A 19,579-nucleotide genomic window follows, 5' to 3' on the forward strand; every position below is an offset into this window, starting at 1 on the left:
GGCCGCCATTAAAGTGGCGGCCCGGTTTGGATTTACACGCAACTTAGTTGTTTGTCGGTGTCGTCAGCTTCTCCATAACCTGATCCAGGTTGAAGCTTGCCGCTTTCTGGCGCGGTGGGAATTCCTCGAAGGTTGAGAGGAAATTGCCCACGTATTGCTGAGCCGGCACCAGGAAATACGCGCGATCCAGCAGCCAGTCATAGTAGGTGTTGGACGTGCGATAGGCGCGCTCATACGGGTCGCGACGCAGGTTCACGATCAGCGGGATGCGCAACTCGGTCCAAGGTTCAATCCATGCGCGTAGCGTGGCCCAAGCTTTCTGCTCAAGGAAGATCAGCTTCCAGTCGTCGTAGCGCAGCGCTGTCAGGTCGCCGTCATCCGAGAAATAGAAGATCTCGGCGCGCGGGCTTTCAGTCGTCTCACCGGTCAACAGGGGCAGGATGTTGTAGCCATCCAGATGCACTTTGTAGTCACGCCCCATGCCGGACGAGCTATAACCTGCTTTCAGCTTTTCCTTGATGTCGGGATCGCCAGCAACCGCCAGATAGGTCGGCAGCCAGTCCATATGGTGCACGATCTCGTTCGTAACCGATCCGGCTTCGATCTGACCGGGCCAACGGACCATTGAAGGAACGCGCCAGCCGCCTTCCCAGTTTGTGTTTTTCTCACCCCAGAACGGTGTGGCCGCGGCATCCGGCCATGTGTTCATGTGCGGGCCGTTATCGGTCGAGTAGTGAACGATGGTATTGTCGGCAATGCCAAGTTCGTCCAACAGATCAAGCAGTTGTCCAACATGCATGTCGTGCTCGATCATGCCGGCTGTGTACTCGTCGGCAACGCCACCAAAGATTTCGTTGGCCTGTTGGCGCATTTCATCTTTGACATGGGTGCGGAAGTGCATGCGCGTTCCGTTCCACCAGACATAGAAGGGTTGACCCTGCTCATGCGCACGCTTGATGAAGTCGATTGCGGCAGCAACAGTTTCATCATCCACCGTTTCCATGCGCTTGCGGGTCAGCGGACCAGTGTCCTCGATCGTGCCGTCCGCCTTGGACTTGATCACGCCACGCGGACCATACGCTTCACGGAACGTGCGGCCATCGGCCAGAACCTGATCGCCGGGATAGTCTTCGTTTTCCGGCTCTTCCTCCGCATTCAGGTGATACAAGTTCCCGAAAAACTCATCAAAACCGTGGTTTGTCGGCAGATGCTCATCTTTGTCACCAAGGTGGTTCTTACCGAACTGACCGGTTACGTAACCGTGGTCCTTCAGCAGGCCCGCAATTGTAGGATCTTCGACTTGCATACCCAGATCAGCACCGGGCAAACCCACTTTCGACAGACCTGTGCGGAACACCGACTGACCCATGATGTACGACGACCGACCGGCGGTGCAGGACTGCTCGCCATAATAGTCGGTGAAGATCATGCCCTCTTTCGCAACGCGGTCGATGTTTGGCGTCTGGTAGCCCATCAGGCCCATTGTATAGGCCGAGATGTTCGACTGACCGATATCGTCACCCCAGATAACCAGGATGTTGGGCTTTTGATCCTGTGCCCATGCGGGCAGGGCCAGTGCAACCGCGACCGAAGCTACAGCGAATTTGCGGATTGTGCTGCGCCAACTTTCTGTAATCGAACGAGGTGGTGACATAGTTTGCTCCTGAACTGACCGGGTTTTAATGACCCGTTGAAGTAAAAGTAATTGAAGGCGATCATTATTTATTAGATCGTCCAACAACGTATTGATTCCCGACAGGAAAAATTCGCATTACGTCGAGAATCGGATAGCCTTACCTTAGGCTATGACAATGTCTTGAAACCTATCATATGATGAGATTGAAGAATACTAATGTTTGATAATCCGTATGATAGAAAGAGATTGTTGGGCTCTGGCTGGTTTGGTGCGCGTGGGGCGCGGTTTCAGGCGGATCTGTTGGCCTGCGGGATAGGAAGAAACTTCAAGGCGGACGAAGCGCTTTATCTGTATGGTGATTTGGCCAATGGGGTTTATGCGGTTCTGGAAGGTGCGGTTCAGATCACGGCCCCCGCTGATGATGGTCAGGAATTCGTTGTTCACAGACAAGGTGGTGGGTTCTGGATCGGTGATCTGGCCCTGTTTGCCGACGCCAACAGGCTGGTGAGCGTCGTTGCCACTCAAACCACGCGAACGCTGTTTTTCCCGTCGTCGCGGTTGGACAGGCTGGTCGACGATAATCCCGACTACATCCGTGATTTTTACGCCTTGTCGCATGAAAACATGCAAACTGCTTTGCGTATTATGGCCAATCTTGCCGTGACAGGAACGGAAAAGCGTCTTGTTCTGCGTCTGTTGCACTTGGACGAGGGGACCGCGAAATCCGATGGGTGGATCGTGATATCCCAGGATGAACTGGCAGCAATGGTGGCCGTTTCCCAACCGACGTTACATCGCAACTTGCATCGTCTCGCGGATTTGGGGCTGATCGAGCTTGGGTATGGGCGTGTGCGCCTGAAGGACCGACGGCAGTTGATTGCCTCATGTCAGTGCTGAGCTCAGGGGTTGAGCGGCGGCAACGGGTTCGCTGGCGATTGCGCGGATTGCTTCAGTGACGCGAGCGCCGACAACGCCGCGGCCCAATCCTCGGTCTTGGTGTCGGGGTGCGCCGAGTATCTGGCGGCTCCAATCTGGGCGAGGTGTTGGTCCAAACTGGTGGTTTGACTGGCCATGCCGCTGCGGGACTTCCACATTTCCAAAGCTGTGTAAGCCGCTGCAATATCATGATCTTGCAGTGAATTCTTGAGTTCACCCAACGCAAAGTCGGGCGAAGCCAGGAACGCATCCCGCCGAAGCTGGCGCAATCGGTCGACACGCGGGCGCAGGAAACGGATGGTAAGCCATAAGAACAACGCAAAGGCGGCCAACCAAACTGCGAACCTTAGTATGATTTCTGTGTCTGGCGGTTGCCATTGCGGTCGGGCCAGTGTCAAGTCGACCGGGGCAATGTCGATGGTTTCGACCTGGTTGCTGTCCAGATTGTACCAGCGAATCGAGATCGGAGGCAGCTGCGTCTGGCCGCCGTCCTGCGCAAGGTAGACGACCTCGTCCACACGCTGCCCGGACAGAACGCCCCGGTCCTCATTTTCAGTAAAGCGTGGCTCTTTAGGATAGGCTCGCAGCAGCGGGTCCGGGTTGCCGGGGATCAATTCGGGCACCAGAAACGGCGTTGTTCCAGAGATTTTGGCGGTCAGGCGGCGCGTGATTAATCCACCATTCTCCATATTTGGGTCCCCGTCGATCTGCTGATCTACCGTAAGACCGGTTGCGATGATAAGCGGATCCAGGTCGCGTGCGCCCTCTGGGACCACGGCGTTCAGGGTCAAGTCCGGCAAGGGCACGCTGACCTGAACCGGCGCATTTGTTTCGGGGTCGGCAAAGGTGACTACGACGTCCTGCGCACCAAACGCAATTTCTCCGGCGCTCAGGGGATAGAGGCGATAACTGCGTTGAACGCCGGACCAGGTTTCACCTTCGACGGTTTCACTCACTGGTCCCGAAGCACGTTCCGGCAGGCGCACCAGCAGGTTCTCCTGCTCAAGCGACGGTAACACCGGAGGCGAGGGCATGAATGTTGGCACTAGTACCTTGATGCGCACAATTGCGGGTTGCCCAACGATGACGGGTTCCGTAGGTGTTTCGGCGGTCACCTGTGGCTGGACGCCGGTCTGGGCGAACAGTTCAGTCGGTATTAGAAGCATAAGAAGGGCGAGGTATCTCATTGCTTCTGCTCCTGATTTTCTAACAGGAACCGGTTGCGAAGAAAGTCCTGCATGTCGGTATCAATCGTGCTGATCCATTGATCAGCGGACATGGCCTGCGATCCGTCTGTCGGGGCTTGAATGCTCGTCTGTTCACCACGCCCTGCGTCGTTGTCAAAGACCGTGTCATCAGCCCCGATCCCTGCTTCTTCACCTGTATCAGACTGTTCGCGCGTAGTTTCAACATAGTCGAGGATCGCTTTCGAGACCTCGAGGTTATGCTGAGCTTCTGGCCAATCCGGCCGGCGTTCCAATGCGACTTCAAAGGACGCGATGGCCGGACGATACTCGCGGTTACGTATGCGCGCCATACCTTCGGAAAACGCGGCTTCGGGCGTATCCAGCTCGGCAAAAATCGCAGCAGCTTCAGGGTATTGCCCGGCCTTTAGGCGTGCATAGCCTTCCTGATACGGGTCATGAAACAACTCGGCCGCTTCTGCATAGCGCTTTTGGTTCATCGCGATTTGACCCTGTTGGTCCGGGGTCAAGAACCAATCCCGCCAGCCGTCGGCATAAGCCGGGCCAGACGGGGACCAAATGCAGAAGGTGAGCAGTATCAACCGGATCACCCAACCTCTGCGAAACCAAAGCAATGACAGAAAGGCGGCTGGCCAGGCCAGCAACCATCCTTTGTCTTGCCAGTCTAGGCCGTCATCATCATCCAGTGCGGCTGTGTATGCTGATTGAATTTGACGTTGTAAGCGGTTGATATCCCGATCATCGCTTGAGAACGGAACCACAGTTGTCCCTTTCAAGCCGTCGAGTTGCGTGATGCTTTGACCATTTGGCAGCATTGTCAGAAAGAACACTGGCACGGTGGCGGTCTCGAAATCCGACAGTTGCGAGGGGTCGAGGTCGTCCAACACGAACAGGACAGCGCCGGGCGTTTCGCTATCGTTCAGGATCGTCTCGGCCAGCGTCAGCGCATTCGCGGCTGCATCCCCCTGTTTTGGCATAACGGCGGGGTTGAGGCCCTCTAGCAGCGGGCGCAGGATATTGGCGTCTTCGGTCAAAGGTGCGACGCGATGCGGGGTGCCAGCATATGCGATCAAGGCAGTTCGGGCACCCACGCGCGCATTGATCAGATCGGTGACTTTGAACTTGGCGCGATCCAGTCGGGACGGGGCCAAGTCTGGTTCTTCCATGCTGTCGGTTACCTTCAGGGCGATTACCAATGGAGCGGTGTCCGCGACCAACGGGTTGGGTGCCCGTGACCATGTTGGCCCCGCGGCAGCCAGTGTGACCAGAATCGCCGCAATCATCGCAACGTCAATTGGATAGAGGCGTCTCGCATTGTCAGCCCCCAACTCAAGCGCAGCAGCAAGGTGCGGTGCAATCCCGGACATCTCTTGAACACGGGGTTTAGGCTTGGGGCGCATCAGCCACCACAGAACTGCAATCGGTATGAGGAGCAGGAGCCAAACCGCTCGAATAAAATGGAAATCTGCTAAAACGCCAGTCATGCAGCACCTTTGTGCTGTCGGGCGACGTGCTGGACAGACAATGTCATCAGCATCAACACAACGACCAATCCAAGTGGATAATGCGCAAGGCTTTCTCGTGGTCGATAGCTTTGCGTTTCCACAATTCTTGGGTTGAGCTCATCAATGCGGGCGTATGTTTTGGCCAGCGCATCCTGATCATTGGCAAAGAAATACGCTCCACCTGTTCTGTCTGTGATATCCTTTAGCGCATCCAGGTCGACGCGATCCTCGCCCGACGCGTCTGGGTCGCCAACGCCGACCGTATAGATGACAACGCCCTTTTCCGCTGCAATAGCCGCCGCATTGACCGGTGTCATGCGGCTAGAGGTGTCAGCGCCGTCGCTCAGGACGATCATCAGACGTTGGTCAACCTCGCTGGATTCAAAGGTGCGAATACCCAGTCCTATGGCATCCCCAAGAGCCGTGTTTGGTCCAGCCATGCCGACTTGTGTTTGCTCCAGAAAGCCGTTCAAACTGTTGAGGTCTTCGGTAAACGGGGCTTGCACAAAGGCGCGGGTGCCAAAGATGATCAAGGCCATCCGGTCGCCTTGTCGCTCCGCAATAAACTGGCGCAATACGTCCTTGACCGCAGCAAGGCGTTGAGTTGGCGCGCCGTCTGACGAGGTGAAATCCCTCTGGTCCATTGAACCCGAGATGTCCAAAGCCAGAACCACGTCTCGAGCTGACTTTTCAACAACGACCGGTTCTCCCAACTTTTCAGGCCGGGCCATCGCAAAAATCAGAAGGCACCAGATCACAACGACGGTTCCCGTCTGAAAGGCCGCACGGCGCGGGATGACAGACCCTGATCGGGGCTCGACACCAGCGGCCTTTGCAACATGGCGGAAGAAAGGAATGCGGATCGAGCTGCTTTTCTCGCGGTGAGGCGGGGCAAGCCAGTACACCAAAGCGGGAAGCGGAAGCAGGACGAACACCCAAGGCGCGGCAAAAGAAAACATTACGCATTCCTTTCGCGTTTGTGGGACCTGATCCATTGCTGTGCTAGCTTCGTCAGTTCGGGACTGGCGGGCATGGTGGTGTAGGGCGCCGCCGTAAGAACGCGAGCCTCTACATCAGAAAAATGCGTATGGTCAGAAGTTTGCGTCAGAAATCTGACCCACTCGTCTCCATGAAGGGAAGCAACCTGACTACGTGGAAAGGCAACAAGTGCTGTGCGGCGCATGATCTCGGCGATCTTCGCGGGATTGTCTTTTGCCACCGCCAGTTCAGTCAGCGCCTCGCGCCGATAGGCATTCATCCGTCGATGGCGAAAATACGCATGAAAACCAAAAGCAATCAGTCCTGCAACAAGAGCGGCAAGAGCGAGCCATCCCCAAGTTTGCGGCACCATGGAAACCGGGTCCGGTGCAGGAGCGGGCTCGAGCATGTCCAGCAGATCGACCAGTGATTTGCCTTCGACGTCTACACTCATCTGCGGCCTCCGGCATGGCCAAATAGCCTCAGCAGTTGGTCGAGGGTTGGTTCCGCCGTCGTCAATGGCACGATGGGGAAGCCATAGCGGCGTGACCAAGTTTGCAACTGAGACAGCCGATCTTCCATCGCATGACGGATACGGTCCGACAAACCTGTGTCCGCGCTGTTCAATTCGATCTGGTTGTCTCCATCCGAAACAGTCAGCCTGAGGTTGGGAACCAACTCGCGAGAGCTTGGGTCTGAAATATTGAATAAAATTAAATCATTAGAAGCGGCAAGTTCACGCACCAAAATCTCGGAACTGTCGTCCAACCCGTCGAAATCCGAAAAGACGCAAATCAGTGTGTTGGTATGCGCAATGCGGGCGGCCTGTTTCAGCACGGCGTTCAAAGTCACGGTCGCATCGTCGCGCTGCGAGGCGCGCAAACTACTGTTCAGCGCGCCCAGTGATGACAAAAAACGCGTTAGCGCGGCAGGTCGCCGTTGCGGGCGATGTTCCGCCAGATCAGTGTCGCCGAAGACGAGCCCTCCGACCCGGTCGCCTTGGCCCAACACTCTGTGGGCGGAAATCGCCGCAGCCTCGGCCGCGATCACGGACTTCATATACACTTGTGTGCCAAAAAACATCGAAACGCGCTGGTCGACCAGCAAAAGGGCCGGGTGGTCGCGTTCTTCGGTATAAACCCTAACGTGCGGCTTTCCTGTGCGAGCCGTGACTTTCCAATCGATGGTGCGAATGTCATCGCCGGGCAGATAGTTGCGCAGCTCTTCAAAGTTCAAACCGCGCCCGCGCAAGCGCGAAGCGTGCCGTCCGTTGAGGATAGAACGGGCGGGTTGACGCGGCAAAAGGCTGATCGCGCGCGACTTTGGCCCCAACCGTAGCAGGTGGTCCGAATCCACATGGATGCGCGGGTCGTCGGGATATGCGGCGGTCTGGGACACGCGGCGTTCCTTAGCTATCAGGGCAGCGCAACAAGCTGCAGGATTTCCGATATCACATCATCGGCGGATTTCGCGCTGCCTTGCGCCTCGAAGCTTAGGGTGATGCGATGTCGGAATACGTCATGGGCGATGGCGCGTACGTCGGCTGGGTCTACATAATCACGCTGGTTCATCCAGGCATGGGCGCGTCCGCATTTGTCCAGTGCCAGCGAAGCGCGCGGGCTAGCGCCGATGTCTATCCAACTGGCCAATTCCTCGCTCAGCGCACCGGGGGTCCGAGTGGCTTGCACCAGATCGGCCATGTAACGGTCCATCGCATCAGAAACGTGGATCTGCCCGATCTCGGCGCGCGCAGCAAATACGGCGTCCTGAGGGATCGTCGTCGGCGCATCCTTAGCCCCGCCTTGGCCTGCGGCAATCTCTTCTCTGCGTACTAGTCGGATTACTTCAACTTCGTCTTCGACCGGGGGGTAAGTGATTTGGACATGCATCAGGAACCGGTCCATCTGCGCCTCCGGCAAGGGGTAGGTACCCTCTTGTTCGATCGGGTTCTGCGTTGCCATCACGATGAACAACGGTTCCATTTTATGTGTGGTACCTGAGACGGTTACCTGCCGCTCTTCCATTGCCTCAAGCAGCGCTGCCTGAACCTTGGCGGGTGCGCGGTTGATCTCGTCTGCAAGAACGATATTGGCAAAGATCGGGCCAGGCTCGAACCGGAAGTTTCCGCCTTCTTCGGTTTGCTGAAAGACCTCAGTACCAGTGACGTCCGAGGGCAAAAGGTCGGGCGTGAACTGGATGCGGCTGAAACTTGCGTCCAGATTGCGGGCCATCGCCTTTACCGCGCGGGTTTTGGCCAAACCGGGCAGTCCTTCGATCAGCAAATTGCCGTTGGCCAACATCCCGATCAACAAGCGGTCGATTACGTCTGTTTGTCCGATGATGGATTGCCCCATGCGGGCCTTGAGATCATTTATCTGATTAAGTGCATTCATTTAGCGGGTCCAATCGGCGTCCACATTCGGCGTCAGCAACGTGGTTGTTCAAAAAAAGGGCTGAGAGCAGAAAATCTGTCGTGACGCCCGTATGTTAGCAATGTTCATTCAGACGATCTACCACGAAATCCGCGCGGCTAATCGGCGCAAGTCCTGTTTCAGTTCATCTTGGATCGGCCCGAAATTAGGAATGTCCCGCAGCGTGTCCAACCAGTGCGAGGGTGGGTTCCGGCCTGCCGACCGGTTCCAGGTCAACGCACGTAGAATTGCTTGGGTGTCTATGTCTAGCCTATCGGGAATGTCGAACTCGTTCAGAGTGGCCCACACTCCGGTCCACAACCGCCCGACGGACCACGGATTGTATCCGCCACCGCCCAGCACCAGAAATCGGGGTGCGAGTTCCTTTAGCGCGGCGACCGCGTTCCAGTGCGAAGAGTTGGACAAGGTCAAACGCGACAAAGGATCCTCTGTCACGGCATCCGCACCGCATTGCAGGATGATGGCCTGCGGCTTGAAGGCTGCCGTGGCAGGAAGGATCAGTTCGTCCAGGATCGCGCTAAATTCATTGTCGTTCAGGCCTCGGGCAACCGGAAGGTTGAAAGCGGCCCCGCCTGCGTCATCGTCTAGAGTACCGGTAAAAGGCCATCGCCGCGCTTCGTGCATGGAAATCATACGCAGGTTTGTTGATCCATGAAACGCAACCTCAACCCCGTCACAGTGATGGGCATCAATGTCGACATAGACCACACGGTCGAGCCCCGCATTCAACAGGGTCTGGATCGCCAGGACTGGATCATTGAGGTAACAAAACCCGTTGGCCCGATCTGCCAGCCCATGATGTGTTCCACCCGCCGGGTTAAAAACGATACCGCCGTCGCGGATGAGCTCCGCTGCTAGCATGGAGCCCCCTGCAGCCGTGGCAGGGCGTCGATACATTTCAGGAAAAACCGGGTTCGACAAAGTGCCCAGCGCGTAACGATCACGCGTTTGGTCCGACACGTACTGTTCCTGTTCCGCCTTTTGCAGTGCGGCGATGTAATCCGGGGCATGAAACGTCTCTAACGCACTGGGTTTGGCGCAGGGGCTGACGCGATAGTTTTCAGGCGTCAGCCAACCCAGCGTGCGGCACAGGTCGATAACGGTGGAAACCCGCGGTATGGCCAGCGGGTGTTTCGAGCCGTAGGTGGAGTTTCTGTAGATTTCCGATCCGATGAAAATAGGACTCTGCATGATTTAACGGGCAGGGGTCTGACGATCATCCTCGCCCAATCTGCCATCCAGGGACATCATGATGGCAACCGGGCGCAACGCAGGAATATGGCTAAAGACAATCAGGATACACACTGTCATCGGAACGCTCAGGAATGCACCGATAAGGCCCCATACAGTTGTCCAGAATGTCAGGGCCAGAATAACCAGAAATGCCGACATGTTTAGCGAGCGTCCCAGCATCGCGGGGTCCAGAAAATTGCCGATCAAAAACTGCAGTGTCCCACAGCCAAAAACAATGACCAGAAACGGACCGATGGTTTCGAACTGAACCAACGCGATCATGGCAGGAAAGAACACGGCGATGATTGACCCGATGGAAGGGATGAAATTCAGCGCAAAGGTCAAAACCGCCCAAGTTTCCGCGTATTCCAGCCCTAAAGCGCGAAACACGGTATAGCTGATGCCTGCGGTAATTAGGCTGATCAGCGTTTTAACCCCAACATAGCGCTGCAGGCTGACCGAGATTGCATCCAGCATGGTTGCAAACTCAGCTCCGGTCTTCGGATCTCCGGCGGCGAGTTGGATCTTTTTGCGAAAAGCCAGACGTTCAGCCATCAGAAAGGCGACATAGAGGCTGATGAGAAAGAACTGGTTCAGCAATGATGTGGCGCTGCCCAGAAGCAGGCGACCTATGAAATTCATGTCAATATTGACCAGATTGTCCCGAATGAACCTGGTGACGTCATTTCCAACCAGTCCTGTGATGCGTTCCACCGCGCCGTCGAACTGATTTTCATAAGTGCTGATCGACCGTGCAAACTGTGTGGCCTGGCTTCCCAGGACGTACATAATCATGAACAAACCAGCTAAAACCACAGTGACGCCGGCAATATTGGCCAGCCAGACCGGCGCGCGCGTTAATGCTGAAACCCGGTCACTAAGCGCGAGGATCAGAACGTTGACAAGCAGCGCCATGGCCAGCGGAATCAAAAACGTCGCCCCGGCATAGAGACCCACGACAATCAGAGTCGCGACGATACATGTGTCGCGCACCGCTGACAGGCGCAACCTGGGTCGAACATCGGTGTTACTTTGATCCGGGGTCATTTGCCTTCCTGTTCGTTCGACGATGCCTGCGCCTTCGAGGTATTGTGCTGCGTAATCCTGCACGCGCAATCGGTCGGATGCAATGCGTTCACCAACGCGATTAACCGCATTTTTCGATTTGATACCGATGACGGGTTCTGTGTTTTTTTCCGGTGGGTTAGGGTTGAAGGATGACCAAACCTGCGAATCCTCTATTCGGCCGACTGGTTCAGGCCCTGTGGCTGGCGCTACGCCGGTTCGGCAGAAAAAATGGACCCGTCATGAGCAGCCATGTCGCCATGTCGTTGATGATGGCACTCTTTCCATTTGTGCTGTTCACTGTTGCCTTGGCCGGTTCACTTTCGCAAGGCTATGTGACCGATGAGTTGATCGAGTTGATTTTCGGCGCGTGGCCCAAGGATGTGGCAGATCCAATAGTGGCTGAACTACGCGCGGTTTTGGCCGGGTCGGGCACAGGTGTCATTACGTTGGGTGGTCTTCTGGCGATCTATTTTGCGTCGAACGGCGTGGCAGCAGTGCGCGCCGCCATGAACCAAGCCTATCACGATCAGGACAGCTGGCCGTTTTGGAAAACCCGGCTGCTGTGTCTGGTGCTGGTTATACTTGGGGGTGCAGCTATTCTGGTCATCGCCGCGGTAGAAGTGATTTTGCCGGTCTACACCAATCTGGTGGCTGAGCACACTGACGTAGCCGTAACGCAATGGTTTTCGGTCGATCGCCTGCGCTGGACATTCACGGTGGGGGTGCCAGCTGGCACGGTTCTTCTGGCCCATCTCATCCTGCCGACCCGTCGGCATAAGCTTTCGCAAATTCTGCCCGGAGTGGTGCTGACTTTGGCATTATGGACGGCAGGTGGATGGGCGTTTTCGATCTACATCAGCCAATTCGCCACCTACAGCGCCACCTATGCGGGGCTGGCTGGTGCGATGGCCGCTTTGATCTTTTTGTATCTGTGTTCGGCGATGCTGATCCTTGGTGCAGAATACAACGGCGCTTTGATGGACCTGAACAACGCAGCAGACGGAGATAAGGCATGAGGTCCTTTGTTCTTACTTTCTGCTTGCTGCTGGCCGGTGGGGCGCAGGCCCAAGACTATGTAGGCTCAGATCAATGTATCGACTGCCACCAGCAAGAAGCTGAAGCCTGGGCAACCTCTCACCATGCGCTGGCCTGGACAAAAGTGGATGACGGCGCGCTGGTTGCAGATTTTGACGGAACCCGATTTGACCTTGATGGGATGACAGTCGAGTTCGGAAAAGACGCAGACAGTTATACGGCCCGCGTCACCGAAAAGGACGGTGTAGCAACAGACTATGACGTGCATTCTGTCGTCGGGATCGAGCCGTTGCAGCAGTACCTGTTTGAAACCGAACCGGGGCGTTTACAAAGCTTTGACGTGGTCTGGGATACGGAACGCAAGGAGTGGTTTCATCTCTATCCCGATCAGGATTTGCCGCCGGATGACGGGTTGCATTGGACTGGCCCTTACAAAAATTGGAACGGTCGCTGCGCCGAGTGCCACGCCACTGGGTTCGAAAAGAACTATTCCGCTGAAACCCGATCCTATGCGTCGCAACAGGTTGAAATCGGCGTGGGGTGTGAGGCCTGTCATGGTCCTGGCTCTGTTCACATAGATTGGGTGAAAGGACAGGTCATTTCAGAAGACCTGGGACCAGCAGGATTTCTGATGAACTGGGGCAAGGGACAAACCGAGTCGGAAATCCAGCAATGTGCCGGGTGCCATTCCCGGCGCGAGGCGCATGGCGATGGCAACCCTATGCCCGGCACGCCCTATCACGACGCCTATAACCTGGCCCTGTTGCGCCCCGGATCGTACCACCCGGACGGGCAGATATTGGATGAGGTGTATGTCTACGGTTCGTTCCTGCAATCCAAGATGTACGCGCAAGGCGTTGGGTGCATGAACTGCCACGAACCCCACAGCGCTGAACTGAAAGCGGAAGGAAACGGTGTTTGCACGCAGTGTCATTCTCCGGCGGGGAACCCGGACTTCCCGACGCTCACAGCAAAAGAATACGATACGCCAGCGCATCATCATCATCCTGAAAACAGTGACGGCGCGCAGTGCAAAAGCTGCCATATGATTGAAAGGGTTTATATGGGCGTCGATGGGCGCCGCGATCACAGCTTCCGCATCCCACGGCCTGATCTGGGGCTGGGCGTCGATGCCTGTACCGACTGTCATGAAGATCGGGATCAGGGCTGGGCGGCCAATCAGATTGAAGAGTGGTTCCCGGATGCCGCTCATCGTGGCCTGCATTTTGGGACGGTTTTCAATGCCGCTGCTGAAGGCAGGTTGGACACGCCCGAAGGTTTGCTGGCCGTTGCGATGGACCCATCCAATGCCGGAATCGTGCGGGCAACAGCGGCCTACTTGCTGCAACCCTTCGCTTCCCCGGACTTGGCCGCGGCGACTTCGTCATTGCTGCAAGAGGATGACCCCTTGATCCGCGCCAATGCAGCTGCTCTGCAGCGTCAGGCCAACCCAGTTGAGCAGGTGCAGCGTTTGGAGCCTTTGTTGTCAGACCCGTTGCGCAATGTACGTATTGCTGCCGCGAAAGAGTTCCTGACGATACCACCGCAAGCTCTGTCACCTCAGCAACAATCGCTGGCCGGGCAGGGCATGTCAGAATGGCAGCAGGCAATTGCGAACCGATTGGATTTCCCGGAAACCCATCTTGTTCTGGGAGGTATGGCTTTGACACTGCGCAACGCGCCAGCAGCCGAGCTGGCGTTTCGCGAAGTCGTAACTTTGGACCCGCAAAGGGGCGAGGCGTGGCCCATGTTGGTGCAACTGGCGCATATCAATCGCGGTCCCGATGCCGCGCGCGCTGTGCTGCGTGAGGCGCTGAACCTGCTACCAAACGACCCGAACCTTCGGCAATTGTCGCAACAGCTTGGTCCCTGATCCGGCACATCCCCGCCCGAATTGCTCCATTTTCAGGGCAAAATTTCACGTTACGGACGGGATGAGTGTGCTGTTCAGAGGTGAAACATGTCCAATGATGCGAAAAAGCGACCAACTGTGGGTGTCAGTTCGGTTTCACTTGCCCAACGCATAGAAGAGCTGCGCGGACGCGCACCAGTATACGTGTCACATGGAGAAGCGTTGATGTTGCAGGGCATGGCAAACGCCTCTTTCCGTGCGCAGTGCCTGACCGAAGATCGTATTCGTCTCGAGGATTAATCTCCGCCGCGAAACCCTGTTGCCACAACAAATTTTTCGGAACTGTCCGAGCGTGAAGCAGGAGGTTTCACGTTGGCGACTTTCTGGAATTTCTGCTTCAACAGCTTTTGCAAATCGCCCTCGGCGCCTCCTGCCAGAACCTTGGCTACGAAGGTGCCACCTTCTTCCAACACATCAAACGCAAAGTAAGCCGCCGTTTCGCACAGGGCCATGATGCGCAAATGGTCTGTCTGTTTGTGGCCCGAAGACGCAGCGGCCATGTCTGACATCACAACGTCGGCCTTGCCGCCAAGCCATTCTTTGACTTTTACGTCGGCGTCGTCTTCCATGAAATCCAGAACATGGGCGGTTGCTCCAGCAACGGGTTCGACTTCTTGCAGGTCGACGCCCAAAACAGTGCCGATCCGTTTACCGCTTTTCTCGCCCAGGGCGTTTACGCGTTTAACCGCGACTTGCAGCCAGCCTCCGGGTGCACAGCCCAAATCCACGACGCGCGCACCCGGTACGAGAAACCTGAATTTATCGTCCAGTTCCAGTATCTTAAAAGCCGCGCGCCCGCGGTACCCTTCGGCCTGAGCGCGTTTGACATACGGGTCGTTCAACTGTCGTTCAAGCCACCGGGTCGAGCTGAGCTTGCGCCCGCGCGCGGTTTTAACCTTGACCTTCAGGTCGCGCTGCCCGCGGCCCGAGTTGTTTTTACCAGTTGGTGTCTTCGCCATCAGAACGGTCCGTCTTCCAATACTCCGTCCGCGCTCATCTGTGCATAAAGCAGACCCTCGCGCAGCCCACGATCCGCCACGGAAAGGCGATCAGTGGGCCAACAGCGTAGCAATGCCTGCAAAATGGCCGAGCCGGACATGATCAGGGCCTGCCTGTCGTCCCCAATCCGAGGATCCCGGCGTCGCCCGTGAGGGCCGAGTTCTAAATACCCGCGTATGACTTTGTCAATCTGATCGCTGGTCATGCGCAGACCGTCCACTTTGGTCCGGTCATAGCGCTTGAGCCCCAGATGCGAGGCCGCGACGGTTGTCACCGTGCCGCTCGTTCCAACGATCTGAAACCCTTCGCGGGTTTGTTCGTCTTTGTAGGGTGCAAAATCGGCCAGATTTTCTTCAAAATACCAGCTCATAAGGGCGAAGCGGGCGGCATCATCTTCCACGTCATGGAATTGGTCGCGCAACGTGGCCACGCCAAGGGGAACACTGATCCAATCCACGACTTTTGCCGCAGGAAAAGGGCTGTCGGCAGTGTGAAACCCGTTGTGCAAGCGCATGATTGCAGCCGGGCGATCACGGCGCGGAACGGACGAGATGTCGATCCATACCAGTTCGGTCGAACCGCCACCGATGTCGACGACCAGCAGTTGTTCGGTTTTCGTCGAAACCAGCGGCGCGCAGGAGATCACCGCCAGACGCGCTTCTTCCTCGGGCTGGATAATTTCCAAAGTAAGCCCGGTCTCGCGCTTCACCTGCCGGATGAACTCACGCGAATTCTTGGCGCGACGGCAGGCTTCTGTTGCAATCAAACGCATGCGTTTGACCTTGTTGCGCTTCAGCTTTTGCTGACAGATCCGAAGTGCTTGCACGGTACGCGACATGGACGCCCGCGACAGCCGTCCGGTGCGTTCCAAACCCGAGCCCAGTTGCACGGATTTGGAGAAGCTGTCGACCACATGGAACCCGCTCCCCTTGGGTTGGGCAATCAACATGCGGCAACTATTTGTCCCCAGATCCAGCGCCGCATAGAGCGCATCTGGATCGGGTCTTGCCGGCGCGGGGCTTTCAACCGCCTTCGGGAACGCGCTCGCACCTTTGGGACGCTTGGGCGCCATTCGTCACGCCCTCCGATTTTCGAGTTAATTTGACCCTAGGCGGGGGATCGCCGACGCGCAAGTGATTTCAATTTTGAAATTAACGTGAGTGTCACACAGCGTTCATACTGGAATGCGATCCCCACGCGGGATCCCCGATACGGGATTCTCTACCAGCTTTCAGCCAGATACGGAGATTGCCATGAAAGACGAACGCACCCTTTCCTTCGATGAATATGATGAGGTCGTAAACCCACGTCCTGAAGAATGTGAATTTGACCGAGTGGTCGAGCGCGCCTTGTCACGTCGCGGATTCCTGGGCGGTGTTCTTGCGATGGGAAGCTTTACAGCCGTTGGTGGCGCACTGATTCCTTCGGGCGCACGTGCGGCAGCTGACCGGTTCTCGTTCGAGGCGATCCCTGTGTCCACTGCAGACGACGTGATTGTACCTCCGGGCTACAAAGCCGAGGTCATGGTGCGTTGGGGCGACCCGCTGTGGTCTGACGCGCCCGAGTTCGATAACGCGACCCGTGGCACTGCTGCCAGCCAAGAGCGTGCATTTGGCGACAACACCGACGGTCAGGACGTGTTCTTCCATGATGGCCACGTGCTGCTGGTCGTAAACAACGAATATACCAACCGTGACATTCTTTGGGGCAACAACCCCGATGCCAAGGCGGCCTCGGACGACGATGTTGCCAAGGGTATGATGGCGCATGGCGTGACTGTGGTCGAGATTGCCAACACGGACGGCACATGGGGCATCGTCAAGGACAGCCCGTACAACCGTCGTATCACACCGCAGACCGATATGACGATCACCGGCCCTGCGGCTGCTCATGATTTGATGAAAACCGCCGCGGACCCGACAGGCACAACCTCGAAAGGGACCTGGAACAACTGCGGCAACGGTATGACCCCTTGGGGCACCTACCTGGCCTGTGAAGAAAACTTTAATGGCTACTTCTCGGCAGAAGACGAAAACCATGAGGTCAGTGCGGAGCTCAAACGCTATGGCGTCTCGTCGAAAGATTGGGGCTATGGCTGGGCCAAGATCGATGATCGGTTCGACGTGTCGAAAAACCCCAACGAACCAAACCGCGCCGGCTATGTGGTCGAGATCGACCCGACCGATCCAACCTCGACCCCGCGCAAGCTGACCGCCCTTGGCCGTTTCAAGCACGAAAACGCCGAGTCGGTGGTGAACAATGACGGTCGTGTTGTTGTGTACATGGGCGACGATGAACGTGGCGAGTTCCTGTATCGCTTTGTTTCGGATGGCGTTTACGCCGCTGGCGTTGACACCAACGCCTTGCTGGAAAACGGCACCTTGTCTGTTGCCAAGTTCAATGACGACGGCACGGGCGAATGGCTGGATCTGACGCCTGAGACAACTGGTTTGGCTTCGCAAGCTGAAATCAGCATCCACACCCGTCAGGCCGGTTCTGCCGTAGGCGCGACCACCATGGACCGCCCGGAGTGGGTTGCTGCTAACCCGAACGTGGCCGAGGTTTACTGCTGTCTGACCAACAACAAGAACCGAGGCGTCAAACCGAATGCCGGTGGTGATGACACCTCGGTCAACGGTCCGAACCCGCGTGAGGCCAACAACTACGGCCAGATCGTGCGCTGGCGTCCTGAAGGTGGTGATCATACCGCTTCGGGCTTTGCTTGGGATCTGTATGTGCTGGCGGGCAACCCCAGCGTGCATCAGGATGCCTACGGTGGGTCTGACAACGTTAATGCCGACAACATGTTCAACTCGCCCGACGGTCTGAAATTCGACAGCAATGGCCTGCTGTGGATCCAAACCGATGGCAACTATGGCAACGAAGGCGACTTCGAAGGGCAGGGCAACAACCAGATGCTGGCAGGTGACCCGGTCACCGGTGAAATCCGCCGTTTCCTTGTCGGCCCGAATGAGTGTGAGATCACCGGCCTCAGCTGGTCACCGGATCGCCGCACCATGTTCGTGGGCATCCAGCACCCAGGCGAGGACGGCAACAGCCACTGGCCCGAAGGCGGTGATGCAGTACCGCGTTCGGCGATCATCGCGGTGGCACGCGAAGATGGTGGTCTGGTCGGCTAAACCGACTGACCTTTGAAATACCGCCCTGGACGGATAACTCCGTCTGGGGTTTTTGCGTTTTATGCAGCGCTTTCATAGTGACGTTGAGAATTATGATATGCGCGTCTGTGGTTTGTTTGTGTAAAAGCGCCCTTGGCTAGCTTTGGCAAAAAGGTCGCTGGAAAAGCGTCGTGTGTCGAAAACCGACCGACCAAAGCTAAGTTTGAAGTTTAGAACCGGCCCATCGGGTTAGGAGGAATCACAGCAATGCCTGACGTCACAATCGTGTATTGGCGCGACATTCCCGCTCAGGTCATCGTCGGCAAAGGCCGTCGTGGCGCAAAGCGGCAGTTGGAAGAACGGTTCGAGCAAGCCATCGACCGGGCTGCCATGAAGGTGAACGCCAAGGACAGTGATGCCTACCTGGCCGAATGGCGCAAAGCCGCACCCTTTGCAGTAGATGGCGATCCCGCCGAGATTGCCGAGACCGAGGCGGTGCGTCTGGAAACAGAATACGATCAGGACCGCATCAAAGCGCTGATCGCCAATGACGGTTGGGCGTAAGCCCAGATTTTAAGGGAGGCCGAAATGGCTTTGCTGAACTTCAAAAAACGTGATGCGGTCGAAACCGGCCCTGTGAACCCAACCGTCGAAGCCTTTTTGCAAGGCTATTCGATCGAGGTGATGCCGCGTACCGCTGAAAAGGTCGACGATTTCCGCGCGCTGCTGCCCGAAGGCACGCGCGTCTATATCGCTCATATCGAGGGCACCCCGATTGAGGACATGGTCAAGACCGCCAAGCGCATCGCGGCCGAAGGCTATCCGGTGATGCCGCATTTCCCGGCGCGGATCATCAAAGACGCGGCGACGCTGGAAAACTGGATTTCGATGTATCAGGGCGAAGCCGGCGTTGATCAGGCGTTGCTGCTGGCCGGTGGCGTTGCCAACCCGCATGGTGATTTCGACAGCTCGATGCAATTGTTGGAGACTGGTCTGTTCGACAAGGCGGGCTTTAAGCGATTGCACGTTGCCGGTCACCCGGAAGGCAACAAGGATATCGACCCCGACGGTTCGACCAAGAATGTGGACGACGCGCTGCGTTGGAAGCAAAAGTTCTCGGAAACCACCGATGCGGAAATGGCTTTGGCGACACAGTTTGCCTTTGACGCCAAACCGATCATCGCATGGGCTGACAGCCTGAAAGAAGCTGGTATCGATCTGCCGATCCATATCGGCATCGCGGGTCCGGCCAAGCTGCAAACGCTGATCAAGTTTGCCATTGCGTGTGGCGTTGGCCCGTCGCTGAAAGTTCTGCAGAAACGCGCCATGGACGTGTCCAAGCTGCTGCTGCCGTATGAGCCGACCGACGTGATCACCGAATTGGCCGAGCACAAAGCAGCCAACCCGGATTTCAATATCACCAACGTGCACTTCTTCCCGCTGGGTGGAATCAAGACCAACGCCAACTGGGCGATTAATAACGGCGGCGCTTCGGCAAAGCCTGTAAACTCCTAAGGAACG

18 protein-coding genes are annotated in these 19,579 nt (G+C 56.7%); 7 read left to right on the forward strand and 11 right to left on the reverse strand.

All coding sequences use genetic code 11. The features are described 5' to 3' along the window. Positions 1-43 precede the first annotated feature (43 nt). A complete protein-coding gene (locus GS636_RS01275) occupies positions 44-1,654 on the reverse strand; it encodes an arylsulfatase (protein ID WP_171237539.1) in 1,611 nt (536 codons plus the stop codon). Positions 1,655-1,852: 198 nt separating this feature from the next. Between GS636_RS01275 and GS636_RS01280 the strand changes: the two genes are divergently transcribed. After that, the gene (locus GS636_RS01280) at positions 1,853-2,533 is read left to right on the forward strand and encodes a Crp/Fnr family transcriptional regulator (RefSeq protein ID WP_171668180.1); all 681 of its coding nucleotides are present in this window, start codon (positions 1,853-1,855) and stop codon (positions 2,531-2,533) included. Between the two features lie 2 nt (positions 2,534-2,535). Here GS636_RS01280 and GS636_RS01285 read toward each other — a convergent pair whose 3' ends face one another. From GS636_RS01285 to GS636_RS01320, 8 genes are all read right to left on the reverse strand, one after another. After that, positions 2,536-3,759 (reverse strand): BatD family protein, encoded by a 1,224-nt coding sequence (locus tag GS636_RS01285; RefSeq protein WP_171668181.1) that lies wholly within the window; start codon positions 3,757-3,759, stop codon positions 2,536-2,538. Beyond that, complete coding sequence (locus GS636_RS01290; protein WP_253762612.1) at positions 3,756-5,177, reverse strand: VWA domain-containing protein; 1,422 nt, start codon at positions 5,175-5,177, stop codon at positions 3,756-3,758. Before GS636_RS01290 ends, GS636_RS01285 begins: the two co-directional genes overlap by 4 nt. Positions 5,178-5,257: 80 nt before the next feature. Then, the gene (locus GS636_RS01295; RefSeq protein WP_171668183.1) at positions 5,258-6,241 is read right to left on the reverse strand and encodes a VWA domain-containing protein; all 984 of its coding nucleotides are present in this window, start codon (positions 6,239-6,241) and stop codon (positions 5,258-5,260) included. Beyond that, positions 6,241-6,714 (reverse strand): DUF4381 domain-containing protein, encoded by a 474-nt coding sequence (locus tag GS636_RS01300; RefSeq protein ID WP_171183087.1) that lies wholly within the window; start codon positions 6,712-6,714, stop codon positions 6,241-6,243. The genes GS636_RS01295 and GS636_RS01300 overlap by 1 nt, the downstream gene beginning before the upstream one ends. After that, the gene (locus GS636_RS01305; protein WP_171668184.1) at positions 6,711-7,658 is read right to left on the reverse strand and encodes a DUF58 domain-containing protein; all 948 of its coding nucleotides are present in this window, start codon (positions 7,656-7,658) and stop codon (positions 6,711-6,713) included. Before GS636_RS01305 ends, GS636_RS01300 begins: the two co-directional genes overlap by 4 nt. A gap of 17 nt (positions 7,659-7,675) precedes the next feature. Further along, a complete protein-coding gene (locus GS636_RS01310) occupies positions 7,676-8,653 on the reverse strand; it encodes a MoxR family ATPase (RefSeq protein ID WP_171183091.1) in 978 nt (325 codons plus the stop codon). Positions 8,654-8,770: 117 nt separating this feature from the next. Beyond that, positions 8,771-9,883 carry an acetoin utilization protein AcuC gene (locus GS636_RS01315; protein ID WP_171668185.1) on the reverse strand — a complete coding sequence of 371 codons (1,113 nt, stop codon included), beginning with the start codon at positions 9,881-9,883 and terminating at the stop codon, positions 8,771-8,773. Positions 9,884-9,886: 3 nt separating this feature from the next. After that, positions 9,887-10,972 (reverse strand): AI-2E family transporter, encoded by a 1,086-nt coding sequence (locus tag GS636_RS01320; protein WP_171668186.1) that lies wholly within the window; start codon positions 10,970-10,972, stop codon positions 9,887-9,889. Positions 10,973-11,142: 170 nt separating this feature from the next. On the opposite strand from GS636_RS01320, the gene GS636_RS01325 reads away from it, so the two are divergent. The 3 genes from GS636_RS01325 (at position 11,143) to GS636_RS01335 (ending at position 14,180) form a co-directional block, all read left to right on the forward strand. Further along, positions 11,143-12,009 (forward strand): YihY/virulence factor BrkB family protein, encoded by an 867-nt coding sequence (locus GS636_RS01325; RefSeq protein WP_171183096.1) that lies wholly within the window; start codon positions 11,143-11,145, stop codon positions 12,007-12,009. Further along, the gene (locus GS636_RS01330) at positions 12,006-13,901 is read left to right on the forward strand and encodes a multiheme c-type cytochrome (RefSeq protein WP_171668187.1); all 1,896 of its coding nucleotides are present in this window, start codon (positions 12,006-12,008) and stop codon (positions 13,899-13,901) included. The genes GS636_RS01325 and GS636_RS01330 overlap by 4 nt, the downstream gene beginning before the upstream one ends. Before the next feature lie 87 nt (positions 13,902-13,988). Continuing rightward, on the forward strand, positions 13,989-14,180 hold the full coding sequence (locus GS636_RS01335) for a hypothetical protein (protein WP_171183099.1): 192 nt from the start codon (positions 13,989-13,991) through the stop codon (positions 14,178-14,180). Here GS636_RS01335 and GS636_RS01340 read toward each other — a convergent pair. Beyond that, positions 14,177-14,899 (reverse strand): RlmE family RNA methyltransferase, encoded by a 723-nt coding sequence (locus GS636_RS01340; RefSeq protein ID WP_171089921.1) that lies wholly within the window; start codon positions 14,897-14,899, stop codon positions 14,177-14,179. The two genes, GS636_RS01335 and GS636_RS01340, sit on opposite strands and share 4 nt — an antisense overlap. After that, on the reverse strand, positions 14,899-16,011 hold the full coding sequence (locus GS636_RS01345) for a Ppx/GppA phosphatase family protein (protein ID WP_171668188.1): 1,113 nt from the start codon (positions 16,009-16,011) through the stop codon (positions 14,899-14,901). Before GS636_RS01345 ends, GS636_RS01340 begins: the two co-directional genes overlap by 1 nt. 181 nt (positions 16,012-16,192) lie before the next feature. Here GS636_RS01345 and GS636_RS01350 point away from each other — a divergent pair, with 181 nt between their 5' ends. The 3 genes from GS636_RS01350 to GS636_RS01360 all read left to right on the forward strand — a co-directional run bounded on the left by GS636_RS01350 (position 16,193) and on the right by GS636_RS01360 (position 19,573). Then, positions 16,193-18,079 (forward strand): PhoX family phosphatase, encoded by a 1,887-nt coding sequence (locus GS636_RS01350; protein ID WP_171668189.1) that lies wholly within the window; start codon positions 16,193-16,195, stop codon positions 18,077-18,079. A 246-nt stretch (positions 18,080-18,325) separates the two neighbouring features. Next, positions 18,326-18,622 (forward strand): virulence factor, encoded by a 297-nt coding sequence (locus GS636_RS01355; RefSeq protein WP_171089927.1) that lies wholly within the window; start codon positions 18,326-18,328, stop codon positions 18,620-18,622. A gap of 24 nt (positions 18,623-18,646) precedes the next feature. After that, on the forward strand, positions 18,647-19,573 hold the full coding sequence (locus GS636_RS01360; RefSeq protein ID WP_171646930.1) for a methylenetetrahydrofolate reductase: 927 nt from the start codon (positions 18,647-18,649) through the stop codon (positions 19,571-19,573). Positions 19,574-19,579 lie beyond the last annotated feature (6 nt).

Source organism: Ruegeria sp. HKCCD4884, assembly GCF_013110855.1.
GTDB lineage: Bacteria > Pseudomonadota > Alphaproteobacteria > Rhodobacterales > Rhodobacteraceae > Ruegeria.